Source organism: Nocardioides sp. Leaf374, from assembly GCF_916862475.1.
In the GTDB taxonomy this organism is placed as follows: Bacteria; Actinomycetota; Actinomycetes; order Propionibacteriales; family Nocardioidaceae; genus Nocardioides; species Nocardioides kribbensis.
In genome coordinates this window covers 1-15,492 of record NZ_CAKASO010000005.1, presented here as the reverse complement: position 1 = coordinate 15,492, position 15,492 = coordinate 1, and the positions used below count along the sequence as shown (strand labels likewise).

Here is a 15,492-nt window from a genome sequence, read left to right as displayed (position 1 = left end):
CGTTGCGGGCGTGGGGGAGGTGTGGTGGTTACGCATGGATGCCTGCTTTCCGGAGCAGCGATTCGATCAGGGAGTCGAGCCGCATGCTGAAGCGGTGGGTGTCCCAGCGCTCGGTGAAGTGACTTTCGTGGGCGTAGTAGCCACGGGTGCCGCTGACGCACACGAATGGAACGCCGAGGCTGGGATGGATGCCGAGGCCGAAGCCAGGTATCCACTTCTCCACGGTCAGGATCTCGCCGTCGTCGTCGACCAAGGTCGCGTCGAACGGCTCGGAGTCGTAGCGGGAACCGTCCAGGAGCAGGTTCCACGTGCCGTCTGCACGGGTCAGGGTCATCACGATGTTCGACCCGTCCCGGTGGAGGTCGCCGGCCAGATCGCCGAGCTTCAGGCGGGCCCGGCCGACCTCTGCGTCGAGAAGGTCGGCCAGGACAGCCGGGTGAAGAGCCACTGCCTGCTACTTGACGCGGGGGAAGCCCGCGCCGTCGACCTGGGGCTTGCGGTTGATCAGCACCAGGACGTCGCCCTCGACGATGCCGAGGTCGCCGAAGGTCGCCGACGGGTCGAGCTCGTTGTCGGAGACCCGGGGCAGGCTCAGCGAGTAGTTGCCGGTGGTCAGCCAGCCCTTGTTGATGAACAGCTTGACTTCCTTGTCGTCGACCTCGCCGACAGTGTCGGACGGCTTGACCGTCACCTTGTCGCTGTGGCCCGCCAGGGACCGGACGGTCACCTTGAAGGGGTGGTCGTCGCCGTGACCCGGCTTGGACGTCGTGTCGCTCTCGGAGTGAGTGCTCACTGTGGGCTCCTTCCTGTTTGTGCCCGCTCTGCCTGATAGACGCCGTCGCGGGGGTCCGTGAAAGCCTGCTGCCGGAAAGAATTCAGCGACATGCTCGTTTCGCGTCTCAAGGGGACCGCGTTCGGAGAGGCTGCCGATCGCCTGACCTGGCACGTCAAACCGTCGAACGCGGCGGTCCCATAGGGCAGGTTCGGCAGACGGCCGGTCGGCGCCCGGGTGGCCAGCCTCCAACTGTGCTGCGAGCTCTTGAGACTCCGACTAGCGTCAATCTGGGCGAAATGACCCAGCCACCGCCGACCAGGAAGGGCGGGGCGATGACAGTGGGCGGCTGGCCGCCATTGCCCATACCGCCGGCGCCTAGTGCTGCTGAGGTGCGGCTTGTGGGAACACAGCTGATCGCTACGCCATTGGAACGGCGCTTTTGCCTATCCGGGTCCAGGCGACGACTGCAAGCGCGACGAGGACCGGCCACAGCGCCAGGCGTTCGAGCAGGCCGGAGACCGTGCCCTCGTCGGACAGGATGAACGCCACGGCTGCGACTGCGGTCACCGCGCTAGTCGAGAGCAGGCCCCTCGCCAACCGCGGCTCGCGGCGGCGCAGCCGCGCGCCGAGAACCAGTAGGGAGAGCGGCTGGGCCACGAAGAGCGGCGTTGCAGCCAGGGCGTGCAGGCTGGCGTCGAGGTCGAGCGGCGCGAAGCCGGTGGCCACCGAGCTCAGCCCGGAGACCACCAGCAGCGCGGTGACCCACCAGCCGAGCGAACGGGCGAGCAGCAGCGCGCCGACGGCCAGCAGCAGCCCGAAGCCGAAGAACGAGAGGTTCATCAGGTCGTGGCGGGGTGAGCAGTACGCGGCGGTGCAGCCGACCTCGCCGAGGCGGCTCACCGAGTCGGCGACGAAGCTGTAGCCGCCGGTGGTCGCTGCGGCGACAACGAACTCGGTGGCGATGTAGGCCGGCCGCACCATCAGGGCGACGGCACCCCAGCGAGCGGCGGTGTGAGAGGCCCGGCCGGGGTGGCGTACGGGTGGGCGGGGCACGCGCTCACGGTAGGCGCGGGGTGGTTCCGGTCTTGTCGCGGACCGGTCGGGTGGACGGTCAGTCGCGCCAGAACAGGTGGTGGACCACGCCGCTGGGGCTGGGCACGACGTCGCGGTGGTAGCGGTCGAGGAGGTCGTCGGGGGAGGTCCAGAGCCGGGAGCCGCCGCCGATCTCGATCGGGGCGACCGCGACGTGGAGGGTGTCGATGAGGCCGGCGTCGAGGAACTGGCGCACGGTGTCGGCGCCGCCGCCGAGGCGGACGTCCTTGCCGTCGGCCGCCTCGAGGGCCCAGGCCAGCACTGACGCGGGGTCACCGCCGACGAAGTGGAACGTCGTGTCACCCAGGCTGAACGACGGGCGCGGGTGGTGGGTCATCACGAAGACCGGGGTGTGGAACGGCGGCTCGTCGCCCCACCAGCCCTGCCACTCCTCGTCGGCCCACGGGCCGCGGTGGGGGCTGAACTTGTTGCGCCCCATAATTTCGGCGCCGATGTCGCGGTGGAACTCGCGGACCAGGTGGTCGTCGAGGCCGCGGCTGCCGCCGGGCTCGCTGCGCCCGGGCCAGCTCGCCGTGCCCACCGCCCAGCCCATGAGGTCCATCGGGTCGACGCTGCCGAAGGGGCGCTCGAGGCTCTGGCCCTCCCCCGCGGCGTAGCCATCGCTCGACACGGCGACGTTGTGGACCCTGACCAGCTGCGTCACGTGGTGCTCCTCGGTTGTCGTCAGGAACTTCGACCGGCGGCAGGGTGAGGACTCATCGCTGGGCGGCTCCGGCTCGGCGGCCGCGGGCGTAGCCGGCCCGGGCGGCGAGGAGGACTAGTCCGAGGGCGGCCAGGCCGAGGCCGACGAGCTGCCAGGTGGACAGGAAGGTGCCGTCGGCCGACACGGTGTCGTCCCAGCCCATGACCCAGTCGGTCTGGGGGTCGAGCGGGGCGTAGGCGAACCAGCCGTCACCGGGCGGGTCGGGCCGGGTCGTCAGGAGCAGGACGACGCCGGCGAGCACGAGGGCTGCCGATGCGAGCCACCAGGCGAGGGGTTTCACGGGGTGAGTATGGCTGGTGGGGGCGTGGTTTCGAGACGCTCGCTGGCGCTCGCTCCTCAACCACCGGGGGGGGTGCATGGTGGTTTCGAGACGCTCGCTGGCGCTCGCTCCTCAACCACCGGGGGGGTGCATGGTGGTTTCGAGACGCTCGCTGGCGCTCGCTCCTCAACCACCGGGGTTGGGGAGTGGGGGTGGGGTGGGGCGGCGTACCGAGGTCGTGGTGTGGGGGGCCTGACCTCGGCACGCCGCGGCTGGGTCAGGCGGGGTTGCCGGAGCGGCGGACGAACTGGCCGCGGGGGGTGCCGACGACGTCGCCGTCCTGGAGCACCGCGGAGCCGCGCAGGTAGGTGTCGGTGACGCGGGCGGTGAGCTCGAAGCCCTCGAAGGGGGTGTACTCCTGGGTGGAGAGGGAGTCGGCGGCGTGCACCTCGTAGGTGACGTCGTCGTCGACGAGGCAGAAGTCGGCGTCCTTGCCGACCGCCAGGTCGCCCTTCTGCTTCAGGCCGAAGCGCTCGGCGGGGTTGCGGGCGGTGAGCTCGGCGACGGCGCCGTAGGACAGGCCGCGGCGGCGGCCCTCGGTGAGCAGGGCGGGCAGGAGGTACTCCGTGCCGCCGAAGCCCGACTTGGCCAGGAAGACGTCGTCCTTCGGGTCGCCGAACTTCGTCTCCTCCTTGCAGCAGGCGTGGTCGGAGGTGACCCAGGAGAAGTGGCCCGCGAGCAGGTGCTCCCACAGCGAGTCGACGTCCTCGGGCGAGCGCAGCGGCGGGTTGACCTTGCCGCCGAGGTTGGCGGTGGTGAAGTCGGCGACGAGGTGGCCGACGGTGACCTCGCGGCGGAAGTCGATGTGGGGGAAGGTCGACTGCATCATCATCGCCGCCTCGATCGCCTTGCGCGAGGTGAGGTGGAGCAGGTTGATGTTGGGCAGCTCGGTCTCGTGGGCGAGGTAGGAGGCGATGGTGATCGCGAGACCCTCGGAGTGCGGCGGGCGCGAGGCGCTGTAGGCCTCCAGGCCGGTGAGCGTGCCGTCCTTCTCGACCAGCTTGGTGTAGGCCCGCATGATCTCGGCGGTCTCGCAGTGCAGCGAGAGCGAGATGGCGTCGCGGTCCTGGGCGAAGCGCTCGTCGTTGCGGGCCTGCTGGATGCCGCGCATCACGAACTCGAAGTGGGCCAGGTCGTAGGACTGGTCCTCGGGCAGCATGAGGAACGAGCCCTGGTCGGCGGAGCGGCCGTGCAGGCCGTGGCTGCCGTAGAACATGAAGATCTTGAACGACGGCACCCCGAAGTCCTCGATCATCATCGGGATCTCCTCGATGTGCTCCTCGAGGATCGGCGCCACGTGGAAGGCGTAGTCGACGTAGGCCCGGCCGTCGGTGGCGGCCAGCACGTCGGGGAAGACCTCGCGGTAGGGGCCCGAGCGGTTCATGTAGTAGGCGCCCGTGCGGATGTAGGTGATGCCGGAGGTCACGCCGCCCTGCGCGGAGGCGCGGCTCTCGCTCTCGGCGTCCTCGCCCAGCTCGTTGTAGATGCCCCAGTGTTGGTGGACGTCGACGACGCCGGGGAAGAGGAGCTTGCCGCCCGCGTCGAGCACCTCGGCGCCGGTCGTGTCGAGGCCGGCCTCGACGGCGGCGAAGACGCCGTCCTTCACCGCGACGTCGAGCCGCTCGGGCTCGGCGTGGCCGGGGCGCACCACGCGCGCGTTCGTGATCACCAGGTCGTAGTCGCTCATGAGGTCACCCTTCACTTCGTGCTGTCGGTCGTGGTCATGGGGTCCACCGAGGTCAGCGGCGCGAGCACCGCGCCGATGTCGGTGCAGGTCTCCAGCGCGGCGCACGCCTCGGCGAGTGCGTCGACCTGGTCGTCGGCCAGCGTGCGGCCGGCGTTGGCGCGGAACTTCGCGGCCAGCTCCTCGAAGGACAGCGGTCGCTGCGGCCCCCCGCGGGTGGTCAGGACCTCCTCCACCAGCTCGCGGCCGTCGACCAGGTGGGCGGTCAGCACGGCGGGGAACTGCGTGGGGAAGATGTCGGTGCAGCGCTGGTCGGGCACCACGTCGACCTTGGCCATCAACGCACGGCGCTGCGGGTCGCGGGCCAGCTCGTCGGTGTAGTCCTCCACACCGGCGCCGAGCCCGGCGCCGCCGAGCAGGCCGACGGCCACGGCGTACGGCCCGGAGAACTGCGCCATGTAGCCCGTCTCCGGGGTGCGCTTGACCTCGATCGGCTCCCCGATCGTGCGCAGGTTGGGCGCCGGCACCCCGAGCACCAGCCGCTCCACGTCGTCGGGCTGTACGCCGCGAGCGCGCAGCCGCCCGGCGGCGTCGACCGCGGCGTGGGTGAAGTGGTTGGCGGGGTAGGGCTTGAAGAAGATGTCGGGAACCGCCCAGGTCTCCCCCAGGCCATCGACGACCGCGGCGGCGTCGAAGCGCCCGTGCAGCCAGGCCTGGTAGAAGCCGAAGCGGCCCTCCAGCACCGTCGGCGGGCCGGTGAGGCCGAAGGAGACCAGCTCGGCGGCCGAGACCGCGGCGTGGGCGGCCCACCCGCAGTGCAGCCGCTTGACCGTGCCGCCGGTGCGGTTGGCCTCGATGATGCCCGAGGCCATGGAGGCCGCGACCCCGAGGCTGTCGACGACCGCGTCGGCCCCGCCTCCGGCCAGGACGGTCGCGGCGACCGCGCCGCCCATCGCGCCGCAGATGGAGGTGGCGTGCTGGCCGTGCTCGAAGAAGGTGGAGTTCTTGGCCGCCTCGTCGTAGCCGGCCATGCCCAGGCGCACGCAGGTCTCCAGGCCCAGCGCGATCGCGCGCACCAGCTCCTGCCCGCCCGCGCCCGCGCGCTCGGCGGCGGCCAGCGCGACCGGCACCACCGTGGCGCTGGGGTGCAGCACCGAGGGCAGGTGGGTGTCGTCGTAGTCGAGGGAGTGGGCGAGCACGCCGTTGACGAACGCCGCCAGCCCGGCCGGCAGCCCCTCGGGCACGCCGACGGCCGAGGCCGCCGCGTGGCCGCCCTGGCTGCGCGCCCACGCGCGGGCCGCGCGGCTGGTCTCCAGCGGGGCCGCGGCCACCGCGATGCCGACGGTGTCGAGCACGCGCTTGCGCACGCTGTCGACCACGGCCTCGGGCAGGGCGTCGAAGGTCGTGGCCTCGGCGAAGGCGCCGAGCTGCTGGGCCAGGGTCGCGTCGCTCACGAGGCGGCTCCGCTCTGGCTCTGGCTCTGGCTCTGGGGCTGGGTCGAGCGCAGCGCGAGCGGGCGCACCGGGGACCCGGTGGCGCCGAAGATGTTCATCGGCACGAGGACGAACGTGAACTCCGCCCACCCGGCCGCGGCCAAGCCCTCGAGGTCGAGCGCCTCGACGATGTAGATGCCCGCCTCGACCAGCAGCACCCGGTGGGCCGGCAGCAGCGCGTGGCCGCCGCCCGGCGCGAGCCGCTCGAAGGCGATGGTGTCGGCGCCCGCGGCGTGCACCCCGCGCTCGGCCAGCCACACGGCGCCGGCCTCCCCGACCCCGGGCACGCCCGAGGCGCCCCCGACGTACGCCGCGCCCTCGGCGAAGCGCGCGCCCCAGCCGCTGCGGACCAGCACGACGTCGCCCGCGCCGACGGTGACGCCGGCGCGCTCGGCGGTGGCCTCGAGGTCGGCGACGGTGATCTCGTAGCCGCCCTCGCAGTGGGTGAGGCCGAGGTGGCCCGCGACGTCGAGCAGCACGCCGCGGCGCAGCATCGGGGCGATGGTGTGCACGCCGTGCTCCTCGTACTTGCCGCCCACGCAGGCCGCGGCCGCGTCGGCGCCGCCGTGGAGCTTGCCGTCGAAGGAGACGTGGGCCAGCGCGTCGATGTGGGTGCCGACGTGGGTGCCGGTGGTGATCATGTCGTTGGCGGCGCTGCTGCCGTCGGAGCGCACCATGTCGCCGTGGCGACGCGGCAGGGTGTGCCAGAACTGCGGGTGGTTGGGCGACTGCGGCATGCCCACGCGCAGCTGGCGGCCCAGGTCGATCGTCTCGACCCCGGCCTGCACGGCGCGGAGCAGGTCGTCGGCGCCGGCGACCGGCGCGGGGGCCGGGGTGGCCTCGGTGCTGGCAGCGGTGGGGTCGGCGGGGGCGTGCGGGGTGGTCGTCGGGGTGTCGCTCACCGGACGGCCTCCTCTTCCTTGAGTCGGGTGATGGCCTCGGCGTCGTAGCCGAGCTCGCCGAGCACGGCGTCGGTGTCGTGGCCCAGGGCGCGGCCGGTGAAGCGGATGCGCCCGGGGGTGGCGCTCATGCGCCACATGACGTTGTGCTGGAGCAGGGGGCCGAGGTCGGGGTCGTCGACCTCGAGCAGCATCCCGGTCTCGCGCACGTGGGGGTCCTCGGTGAGGTCGCGGGAGTCGTAGACCGGCGCGATCGCGGCGCCGGCCTCGGTGAAGGCGGCCAGCACGGTCTCGCGGTCGCGCGCGGCGATCCAGGAGCCGACGTGCTCGTCGAGCAGGTCGACGTGCTCCGCGCGCCCGCCGCCGGTGGCGAACCACGGCTCGGCGATGACCTCGGGGTGGCCCACCAGCTCCATGACCCGCTCGGCGATGCGCTGGGCGCTGGTGGAGATCGCGACCCAGCGGTCGTCGGAGGTGCGGTAGGTGTTGCGGGGGGCGTTGTTGGTGGAGCGGTTGCCGTGGCGCTGGGCGATCTCGCCGGTCTGCTGGTAGACCGTCGGGCCCGGGCCGACCGCGGCCATGATCGGCTCGAGGATGCTGAGGTCGACGACCTGGCCCTCGCCGGTGCGGTCGCGGTGGCGCAGCGCCATGAGCACCGCCGAGGAGGCGGCGATGCCGCAGATGGAGTCGGCCAGGCCGAAGGCGGGCAGCGTGGGCGGGCCGTCGGCCTCGCCGGTGGCGGCCGCGAAGCCGCTCATCGCCTCGGCCAGGGTGCCGAAGCCGGCGCGGCTGCTGTAGGGCCCGCCCTGCCCGAAGCCGGTCAGTCGCGCGAGGACCAGGCCGGGGTTGTCGGCGTGGAGCACCTCGGGGCCCAGGCCCCAGCGCTCGAGGGTGCCGGGGCGGAAGTTCTCGACCAGCACGTCGGCGCTCGCGGCCAGCCGGCGCAGCACCTCGGCGCCGCCGGGGGCCTTGAGGTCGACCGCGACGGTGCGCTTGTTGCGGCTGATCTCCTTCCACCACAGCGGCACGCCGTCCTTGCTGCGCCCGTGGCCGCGCATGTTGTCGCCGCCGCGGGGGTGCTCGACCTTGATCACCTCGGCGCCGTAGTCGCCGAGGATCTGGCAGCACAGCGGCCCGGCCAGGATCGTCGACACGTCGAGCACGCGCAGGCCGGCGAGCGGCCCGTCGGTGACGTCGACGGCGGCGTCGACCGCGGTGTCGACGGCGGGTGCGCCGTCGGGGCGGGGGTGGGAGTCAGACACGCAGCATCCGTTTCGCTGGAAGAAACGTTCGGGATCGAGACGTCACTCTAACCGGAACGGTCCAATCCGTGAAGGGGTCGCTTTCTGCCGTCTTGTCAACCGAAGCGCGCGCTACGGTGGGCGCATGACCGATCCTGGACCGTTCCTACTGGCGGAACGCACGCGGGACGCCATCGCCGATCTCGTCGCCGCGGTCACCGTCGCGTACGACGACCTGCCCGCCCCGGTCGCGGCGCGACTGCCCGTGGTGCTCACCGACCTGGTGGGCGTGGCGGCGGCGGGGCTGCGCACCCCCGAGCTGCGCGCCCTGCTCGAGGCGTGGCCGCTGGCGCCGGGACCGCACCCGCTGCCGGGCAGCGACGTGCGCACCACCCCGGAGACGGCAGCGCTGCTCACCGCGGCCGCCGCCTGCTCCCAGGAGCTCGACGAGGGCAACAAGCACGCCGCCGGACACCCGGCCGTCCACGTCGTGCCCGCGGCGCTCGCCGCCGCGCAGCAGGCCGGCAGGCCGGTGGGCGGGCGCGACTTCCTCGCCGCGGTCGCCGGGGGCTACGAGGTGGCCGCGCGCTTCGGCCACGCCGTGCGCCGCGACCCCGCCTGGCACACCCACGGCCACTGGGGCGCCACCGGCGCGGCCTACGCCGCCGCCCGCATCCTCGGCGCCACGACCGGGCAGGTCGCCGCCGCCGTCGACGCCGCCACCGGGCTGATGGGCGTCACGCCGTGGTCGGCCGTGCTCGCCGGCGACGTCACCCGCAACCTGTGGGCCGGGCAGGCCGACCTCGCCGGCCTGTCGGCCGCGCACCTCGCCCGGGCCGGGCTGGTCGCCAACCGCGGCGGCGCCGCGGCCGCCTTCGCCCTGCTCGGCGGGCTCGACCCCGACCTGCTGCTCGACGGGCTGGGCCGCGGGGCGGACGGCCAGGCTGGCGACCGGACTGACGACGGGGCGGACGACGGGGCTGACGACGGGGTGGCACCGCGGTGGCTGGCCGCCGAGGGCTACCTCAAGCAGCACGCCGCCTGCTCCTACACCCACGCCGCGATCGACCTCGTGCTCGCGCTGCGAGCCGCCGCGGGCGAGGGCTCGGCGTCGGGCGCCGCCGCCGGCGGGTTTTCGCAGGCCGGCTCGGCCGCGGACGCGGACCTCGCGGGCGGCGCGGGCGCGCCGCGCGGCTGGGACGCGGGCGAGGTGCTCGGCGTACGCGTCGTGATCCACTCGCTGGCCGCTCCCCTGCTCCAGCACCACCCGACCAACCGGCTGGCCGCCATGTTCTCGCTGCCCTTCGCCGTGGCCACCGCGGCGGTCAGCGGGGCCGTGACGCCCGCGACGATGGAGCCCGGCACCCCCGCCTTCGCCGCGGCCGAGGCCTTCAGCGACCGCGTGCACGTCGAGGTCTCCGCCGACCTCGACCGGTGGCTGCCCACCCGCCGGATCTGCGAGGTCGAGGTCGCGCTGCGCGACGGCCGCACCCTCGCCCTGGCCCAGCCCGACCCGATCGGCGACGCCCGCCACTTCCCGCTCGACGACGCGGCCCTGGTGGCCAAGCTCGACGGCCTGCTCGGCCCCGGCGTCGGCGCTCCCCTGCGCGCCGCCGTCGACCGGCTCGTGGACGCCGACGACGTCGTCACCGCCTGGGCGGCCCTCCCGCTGGGGTGAGCGCGCCCGCAACTTCTTACCGACCGTTGCGACCTCTGGACGGGCGTCATGACGGTCAGGTAGTGGTCGCAACGGTCAGTAGGACGTGGGGCCGCGCGCCTCAGGTGGTCGACGCCGACGGCGCGGCGGCGTCGATGGCCGCGACCTCGGAGAAGTAGCGGCGGTGGACGTGGAGCACCTCGCCGATCAGGTCGAGGCGGTGCCACAGCAACCCGCTCGGTGGGCCGACGGCGGTGTCGCGGGGCAGCTCGGCCATGAGCGTGGTGCACGAGGTCTGGGAGAACGTGCCGGAGTCGAAGATCAGCAGCCGCCGGTCGGTCGCGACGACCGTGCGGTAGCGGTCGGTGACCTGGAAGCGGATCGCGGTCTGCCCCGCGAAGGCTCCCTGCACCTGCTCGCCGGGCTCGAGGTGCTCCTGGGCGTTCTCGGTGATCCTGCGGCTCGCACGCGACACGGGTGCTCCCTGGGGTCGAAGGAGACCCCCACCGTGCCCAGGAAAGCTAAAGACCCATCTCACCCGACGGGGTGAGATGGGTCCTCGGCTGGTGCGGTGGTTTCGAGACGCTCGCTGGCGCTCGCTCCTCAACCACCGGGGCGAAGCGCTCGCTCCTCAACCACCGGGGCGAGGCGCTCGCTCCTCAACCACCGGGGCGACGCGCTCTCCTCGACCACCGGGGCGAGGCGCTCGCCCCCGACCACCGGCGGGGTGGCTCAGGCGGCCTGGGTCATCTGCTTGCGACGGGCCTGCTGGGTGAGGCGGGCCTGGGCGGCGCGGCGGACCTTGGGGCCCTTGGTGGTCATGGCCCACAGGGTCTTGAGCTGCTCGGGGGCGTTCTTGACCGTGGTGGTCTCGAGGAAGCCGTTGGGCAGCGAGAGGCGCACGACCTTGTGCCAGGCCGAGTAGACCTGGGCCGGCAGCGAGGCCTCGTGGTAGTTCAGCTCGTACTTGTCGAAGAGGGCCTTCACCTTCGGCGCGACCTCGGCGTAGCGGTTCGAGGGGAGGTCGGGGAAGAGGTGGTGCTCGATCTGGTGCGACAGGTTGCCGGTCATCAGGTGCATCGCCTTGGAGCCGGAGATGTTGGCCGAGCCGAGCATCTGGCGCAGGTACCACTCGCCGCGGGTCTCGTTCTCGGGGATCGACTTCTTCTCGAAGGTCTCGACGCCCTCGGGGAAGTGGCCGCACATGATCACCGAGTGCGACCAGACGTTGCGCACGAGGTTGGCGGTGAAGTTGGCGGCCAGGGTCGGCAGGAAGGAGCCGGTCGGCAGGGCCAGCGCCGGGTTGACCACGTAGTCCTTGGTGGCCTGCTTGCGGATCTTGCGCAGGGTGTTGGCGGCGTTCTTCTTGAAGGTCTCGCTGCGCTTGTCCTTCGGGATCGACAGGTTCTTGCCGAGCTCGAGGTCGTAGGCGGCGATGCCGTACTCGAAGAAGCAGGCGTTGATGAAGTTCCACAGCGGCTGCGCGAGGTACATCGGGATCCAGCGCTGGTCCTCGTCGACGCGCATGATGCCGTAGCCGAGGTCGTTGTCCTTGCCCACGATGTTGGTGTAGGTGTGGTGGATCTCGTTGTGCGAGTGCTTCCAGCCCTCGGCGGTCGAGGCGTTGTCCCACTCCCAGGTGGTGGAGTGGATCTTCGGGTCGCGCATCCAGTCCCACTGGCCGTGCATGACGTTGTGGCCGATCTCCATGTTCTCCAGGATCTTGGCGATCGAGAGACCGACGGTGCCGGCGACCCAGGCCGGCGGGAAGACCGAGGCCAGCAGCACCGCGCGCGAGCCCAGCTCGAGCTTGCGCTGCACGTCGACGACCCTGCGGATGTAGGCCGCGTCGCTGGCGCCGCGGTCGTCGAGCACGCTCTGACGGATCGCGTCGAGCTCCACGCCGATGGCCTCGATGTCCTCGGGGGTGAGGTGGGCGGTCGGGTTGACGGGCTGCTTGGTGATGACGGTCATGGTGCGCTCCTTCGGTGGGACGAGCGGGTGGATCAGGTGCAGGTCAGGGGGTGTCGCGGTGAGTCGGCGAGCGACTCAGTGGGTGATCTCGCACGGCCCGGCGGCCGCGCTGATGCAGGTCTGGATGTTGACGCCGTCGCCGGGCTGGGCCACGGTCAGCTCGCCGTTGCGCAGGTCGCGCACGGCGCCCTCGCGGAGCGGCAGGACGCAGCCGAAGCAGACGCCCATGCGGCAGCCGCTGGGCATCAGCACGCCCGCCGACTCGGCGGCGTCGAGGATGGTCGTGGCGCCGTCGGCCTCGACGACCGTGCCGCCGCCGGTGGGGCCGGTGAAGCTCAGCGTGCCGCCCTCGCCGGTGGCCACGACGGCGGTGCGGAAGCGCTCGATGTGCAGCGGCAGACCGGCCTCGCCGTGGTGGGCCTCGAGGGCGTCGAGCAGGCCGACCGGGCCGCAGGCGTACGTCGTGCGCTCGGCCAGGTCGGGCACGAGCGCGGCCAGCCCCGTGGTGGGGTCGGCGACGTCGAGCATGCCGTCGCGGTCGGTGTGCAGCTCCACGAGGCGCAGCCGGCCCTCCGCGGCGTACTGGCGCAGCTCGTCGCCGAAGATGACCTCCGAGCGCGAGAGCGCCGAGTGCAGCAGCACGATGTCGGCGCGCACCGGGGTGGCGCGGGAGAACATGTTGCGCAGCATGCCGATGACCGGGGTGATGCCGGAGCCCGCGGTGACCATGAGCAGCTTGGTCGGCAGCGGGTCGGGCAGCACGAAGTCGCCGTCGGCCTGGCCGAGGTGGATCATCTGGCCGGGCGTGAGGTGGTGCACGAGGTGGTTGGAGACCACGCCGTCGGGGATCGCCTTGACGGTGATCGAGATGCAGCCGTCGGCGCGGGGGCCGTGGGTCAGCGAGTAGGTGCGCCACAGGCGCACGCCGTCGACGTCGACGCCCACGCGGAGGTACTGCCCCGGCACGTGGCCGGCCCAGTCGCGGCCGGGCTTGAGGACGAGGGTGGCCGACTGCGCGGTCTCGGGCTGCACCGCGACGACCTTGGCGCGCAGGTCGGCGCCCTTGCGCAGCGGGTGGAAGACGTCGAGGACGTCGTCGAGCTCCAGCGGCGTGACCGCGGCCTCGGCGACGCGGCGCAGGCGCTGGCGCAGCGAGGGACGCCCGGTGGTCGGGCGCGGGCCGGTCGGCGCGGTGGTGGCGGCGCTCGCCGTCGTCGCGGCGGCGGCCGGGGCGGTGGCCTCGGTCGTCGTCTCGGCGGTGGTGGACACAGTGGCGCTCATGGGTTCCACTGTCCTACGCCAGGCCGTTAAAGTCCTGTGCCGGTGATGTGAAGTCACCGGGCTGTTTTGTTCGCAGGTGACAGTTTGTGACCGCGACCGCGTCCATGTCGGGGTTGCGGTCGGACGGGAGGGTCGGATGGTGCGCCGCATCACCCGTCGTACGGCGGGCCACGGGCTCCAGCTGCCGGCGCGTGCCGTGAGCGAGATGCGCTCGGAGCTGGCGGTCGTGGCCGACCGCGTCGTCGACGCCATCATCGCCGACGTGCCCGGCTACGAGGGCGCGCTCAGCGGCCCGATGGGCGAGAACATCCGCACCGCGGTGCAGCTGGCCCTCGGCGGCTTCCTGTCGCTGGCCAGCGGCCGGCGCGGCGTCGATCCCCGCACCCCCGCCGCGCCGTCGGTCGAGGGCGCCTACCAGCTCGGCCGCGGCGAGGCCCGCAGCGGCCGCTCGACCGACGCGCTGCTCGCGGCCTACCGGATCGGGGCCCGCGTGTCGTGGCGCGAGATGTCGGCCACCGCCGTGCGCAGCGGCATGCCGGCCGAGACGGTGGCCTCCTTCGCCGAGCTGGTCTTCGCCTACATCGACGAGCTCTCCGCGGCCAGCGTCGCCGGCCACGCCGACGAGGTCACCACCGCCGGTCGCGCCCGGCAGCGGCTGCTGGAGCGGCTGGCCCAGCACCTGCTCGACGACACCCCCGTCGAGACCGTGCTCGACGCCGCCCAGCGCGCCGAGTGGGAGCCGCCCACCACGCTGACCGCCGTCCTGGTGCCCGACTCCCAGCTGCGGCCCGTGCTCTCGGCGGTGGCCGCCAGCACCCTGGTCGTGCCCGAGCCGCCCGCGCGGCCCGGCGCCGACCGCGAGTCGCTCGTGCTCGTGCCCGACGCCCACGACCACCGCCGCGCGGCGCTGCTGCGCGTGCTCGGCGACCGCGGCGCGCTGGCGGGCCCGGCGCGGCCGTGGCTGGAGGTGCGCGCCTCCTACGACCGCGCCGTGCGCGCCCGCGACCTGGGCCTGGCGCTCGACACCGAGGCCCACCTCACCGCCCTCGTGCTCAGCGCCGACGCCTCGGCCCGCGCGGACCTGCGCGCCCAGGTGCTCGCGCCGCTGGGCGACCTGCGCCCGGCCACCGCCGAGAAGCTGGTCGAGACGCTGCGCTCCTGGCTGCTGCACCAGGGTCGGCGCGAGGACGTCGCCGAGGCGCTCTTCGTGCACCCGCAGACCGTGCGCTACCGCATGGGCCAGCTGCGCGAGGTCTACGGCGAGCGCCTGGAGGACCCCGAGTTCGTGCTCGCCCTCACCGTCGCGCTGGGCTGAGGCGCGGGCGGGGCGCGGGCGGGGCGCGGGCGGGGCGCGGGCCCGGTCGCGTCCTACTGACCGTTGCGACCTCTACCTGACCGTCATGACTGTCAGGTAGAGGTCGCAACGGGCGGTAACACGAGGAGCAGGGACCGCCACCGCGGCCGGCCCGACCGCGGGGGTGAGGCCCCCCTCATCCTTTTAGGGGGTATCCCGGGCCAGGTGCAACCGCCGGGGCCCCGGCGGGCGAAGCACAGGCATGGAGGTCATCGGAGCGCTCGAGGAGGAGCCGGTCGGCGCGCGTCTCGCGCGCCGCGAGGAGACCGCCCTCGAGGAGGTCTACTCCGCCTACGGCCCCAGCCTGCTGGCCTACCTGCGCCGCTTCGTCGGCGACGACGCCGAGGACGTCCTGCAGCGCACGCTCATGGACGTGTGGCGCCAGGCCGACCGCTACGAGCCCACCATGCGGCTCAGCTCGTGGCTGTTCACGATCGCCCACCGCCGCGCCGTCGACACCCTGCGCACCCGCCGCCACGACGTCGTGCCCGTCGAGGACGCCCGCGACCTCGTGGGCGAGGACGGCCGCGAGACCGCGGAGCGGTACGCCGAGGCCGCCGACGTGCACGCCGCGCTGGCGCGACTGGGCGAGCGCGACCGCGAGGTGCTCGAGCTCGCCTACTTCGAGGGCCTCACCCAGCGCGAGATCGCCGACCACCTCGACCTGCCGCTGGGCACCGTCAAGGCCCGGGCCGCCCGCGCCTCGCGCCGCCTCGCCGACCTCGTGCGCACCGACGACCCGGACGGAGCCGACCGATGACCCCCCGCCGCCCCGACCTCCCCGGACGACCCGGCACCCCCGGCCCGCCTCCGGACGGGGAGGACCACCCCGACCTGCAGGCGCTGCTGCGCGCGGAGCTCGACAACGCCCGCGTGCTCGCCGTCGGCGACCACCTGGCCGGTTGCCCGCAGTGCCGCGCCGAGCTGGCCGAGCAGGCCGTCGGCCACGCCCTGCTGACCCGGGCCGCCCGCACCCTCACCGCCCGGCCGGGCACCGCC

General features: G+C 73.3%; 16 protein-coding genes. 4 read left to right on the top strand and 12 right to left on the bottom strand.

What is annotated here, in order from left to right:
* Positions 1-28: 28 nt before the first annotated feature.
* From LPA27_RS03610 to LPA27_RS03570, 9 genes are all read right to left on the bottom strand, one after another.
* A complete protein-coding gene (locus LPA27_RS03610; RefSeq protein WP_228941536.1) occupies positions 29-448 on the bottom strand; it encodes a hypothetical protein in 420 nt (139 codons plus the stop codon).
* Positions 449-454: 6 nt separating this feature from the next.
* Positions 455-793 carry a hypothetical protein gene (locus tag LPA27_RS03605; RefSeq protein WP_228941535.1) on the bottom strand — a complete coding sequence of 113 codons (339 nt, stop codon included), beginning with the start codon at positions 791-793 and terminating at the stop codon, positions 455-457.
* A 399-nt stretch (positions 794-1,192) separates the two neighbouring features.
* Positions 1,193-1,828, bottom strand: a complete 636-nt coding sequence (locus tag LPA27_RS03600; protein WP_228941534.1) for a DUF998 domain-containing protein — start codon at positions 1,826-1,828, stop codon at positions 1,193-1,195.
* 58 nt (positions 1,829-1,886) lie between these two features.
* Positions 1,887-2,531 carry a dihydrofolate reductase family protein gene (locus tag LPA27_RS03595; RefSeq protein ID WP_228941533.1) on the bottom strand — a complete coding sequence of 215 codons (645 nt, stop codon included), beginning with the start codon at positions 2,529-2,531 and terminating at the stop codon, positions 1,887-1,889.
* A 52-nt stretch (positions 2,532-2,583) separates the two neighbouring features.
* Positions 2,584-2,871: a hypothetical protein gene (locus LPA27_RS03590; protein WP_228941532.1), complete on the bottom strand. Its 288-nt coding sequence runs from the start codon at positions 2,869-2,871 to the stop codon at positions 2,584-2,586.
* A 256-nt stretch (positions 2,872-3,127) separates the two neighbouring features.
* Positions 3,128-4,597 carry a dihydroorotase gene (locus LPA27_RS03585; RefSeq protein ID WP_056865269.1) on the bottom strand — a complete coding sequence of 490 codons (1,470 nt, stop codon included), beginning with the start codon at positions 4,595-4,597 and terminating at the stop codon, positions 3,128-3,130.
* An 11-nt stretch (positions 4,598-4,608) separates the two neighbouring features.
* A complete protein-coding gene (locus LPA27_RS03580) occupies positions 4,609-6,048 on the bottom strand; it encodes an MmgE/PrpD family protein (RefSeq protein ID WP_228941531.1) in 1,440 nt (479 codons plus the stop codon).
* Complete coding sequence (locus LPA27_RS03575) at positions 6,045-6,989, bottom strand: cyclase family protein (protein ID WP_228941530.1); 945 nt, start codon at positions 6,987-6,989, stop codon at positions 6,045-6,047. The genes LPA27_RS03580 and LPA27_RS03575 overlap by 4 nt, the downstream gene beginning before the upstream one ends.
* The gene (locus LPA27_RS03570) at positions 6,986-8,155 is read right to left on the bottom strand and encodes a CaiB/BaiF CoA transferase family protein (RefSeq protein WP_056865271.1); all 1,170 of its coding nucleotides are present in this window, start codon (positions 8,153-8,155) and stop codon (positions 6,986-6,988) included. The genes LPA27_RS03575 and LPA27_RS03570 overlap by 4 nt, the downstream gene beginning before the upstream one ends.
* Positions 8,156-8,372: 217 nt before the next feature.
* Here LPA27_RS03570 and LPA27_RS03565 point away from each other — a divergent pair, with 217 nt between their 5' ends.
* Entirely contained in the window at positions 8,373-9,905 is a 1,533-nt protein-coding gene (locus LPA27_RS03565; protein ID WP_228941529.1) for an MmgE/PrpD family protein, read from the top strand.
* Between the two features lie 100 nt (positions 9,906-10,005).
* On the opposite strand, the gene LPA27_RS03560 is transcribed toward LPA27_RS03565, so the two are convergent.
* The 3 genes from LPA27_RS03560 to LPA27_RS03550 form a co-directional block, all read right to left on the bottom strand.
* A complete protein-coding gene (locus LPA27_RS03560) occupies positions 10,006-10,359 on the bottom strand; it encodes a hypothetical protein (protein ID WP_228941528.1) in 354 nt (117 codons plus the stop codon).
* A gap of 257 nt (positions 10,360-10,616) precedes the next feature.
* Complete coding sequence (locus LPA27_RS03555; RefSeq protein WP_228941527.1) at positions 10,617-11,858, bottom strand: fatty acid desaturase family protein; 1,242 nt, start codon at positions 11,856-11,858, stop codon at positions 10,617-10,619.
* 75 nt (positions 11,859-11,933) lie between these two features.
* Complete coding sequence (locus LPA27_RS03550; protein WP_228941526.1) at positions 11,934-13,139, bottom strand: ferredoxin reductase; 1,206 nt, start codon at positions 13,137-13,139, stop codon at positions 11,934-11,936.
* 136 nt (positions 13,140-13,275) lie between these two features.
* On the opposite strand from LPA27_RS03550, the gene LPA27_RS03545 reads away from it, so the two are divergent.
* From LPA27_RS03545 to LPA27_RS03535, 3 genes are all read left to right on the top strand, one after another.
* On the top strand, positions 13,276-14,454 hold the full coding sequence (locus tag LPA27_RS03545; RefSeq protein ID WP_228941525.1) for a PucR family transcriptional regulator: 1,179 nt from the start codon (positions 13,276-13,278) through the stop codon (positions 14,452-14,454).
* Between the two features lie 241 nt (positions 14,455-14,695).
* Entirely contained in the window at positions 14,696-15,253 is a 558-nt protein-coding gene (locus LPA27_RS03540) for an RNA polymerase sigma factor (protein WP_056864964.1), read from the top strand.
* On the top strand, positions 15,250-15,492 hold a 243-nt coding region (locus tag LPA27_RS03535; protein WP_228941524.1), incomplete at its 3' end, for a zf-HC2 domain-containing protein. The genes LPA27_RS03540 and LPA27_RS03535, both read left to right, overlap by 4 nt.

Coding starts and splice junctions, on each gene's coding strand:
- LPA27_RS03555 (WP_228941527.1), bottom strand. CDS start 11,858: ATGACCGTCATCACCAAGCAGCCCGTCAACCCGACCGCCCACCTCACC.
- LPA27_RS03540 (WP_056864964.1), top strand. CDS start 14,696: ATGGAGGTCATCGGAGCGCTCGAGGAGGAGCCGGTCGGCGCGCGTCTC.
- LPA27_RS03545 (WP_228941525.1), top strand. CDS start 13,276: ATGGTGCGCCGCATCACCCGTCGTACGGCGGGCCACGGGCTCCAGCTG.
- LPA27_RS03585 (WP_056865269.1), bottom strand. CDS start 4,597: ATGAGCGACTACGACCTGGTGATCACGAACGCGCGCGTGGTGCGCCCC.
- LPA27_RS03565 (WP_228941529.1), top strand. CDS start 8,373: ATGACCGATCCTGGACCGTTCCTACTGGCGGAACGCACGCGGGACGCC.
- LPA27_RS03550 (WP_228941526.1), bottom strand. CDS start 13,139: ATGAGCGCCACTGTGTCCACCACCGCCGAGACGACGACCGAGGCCACC.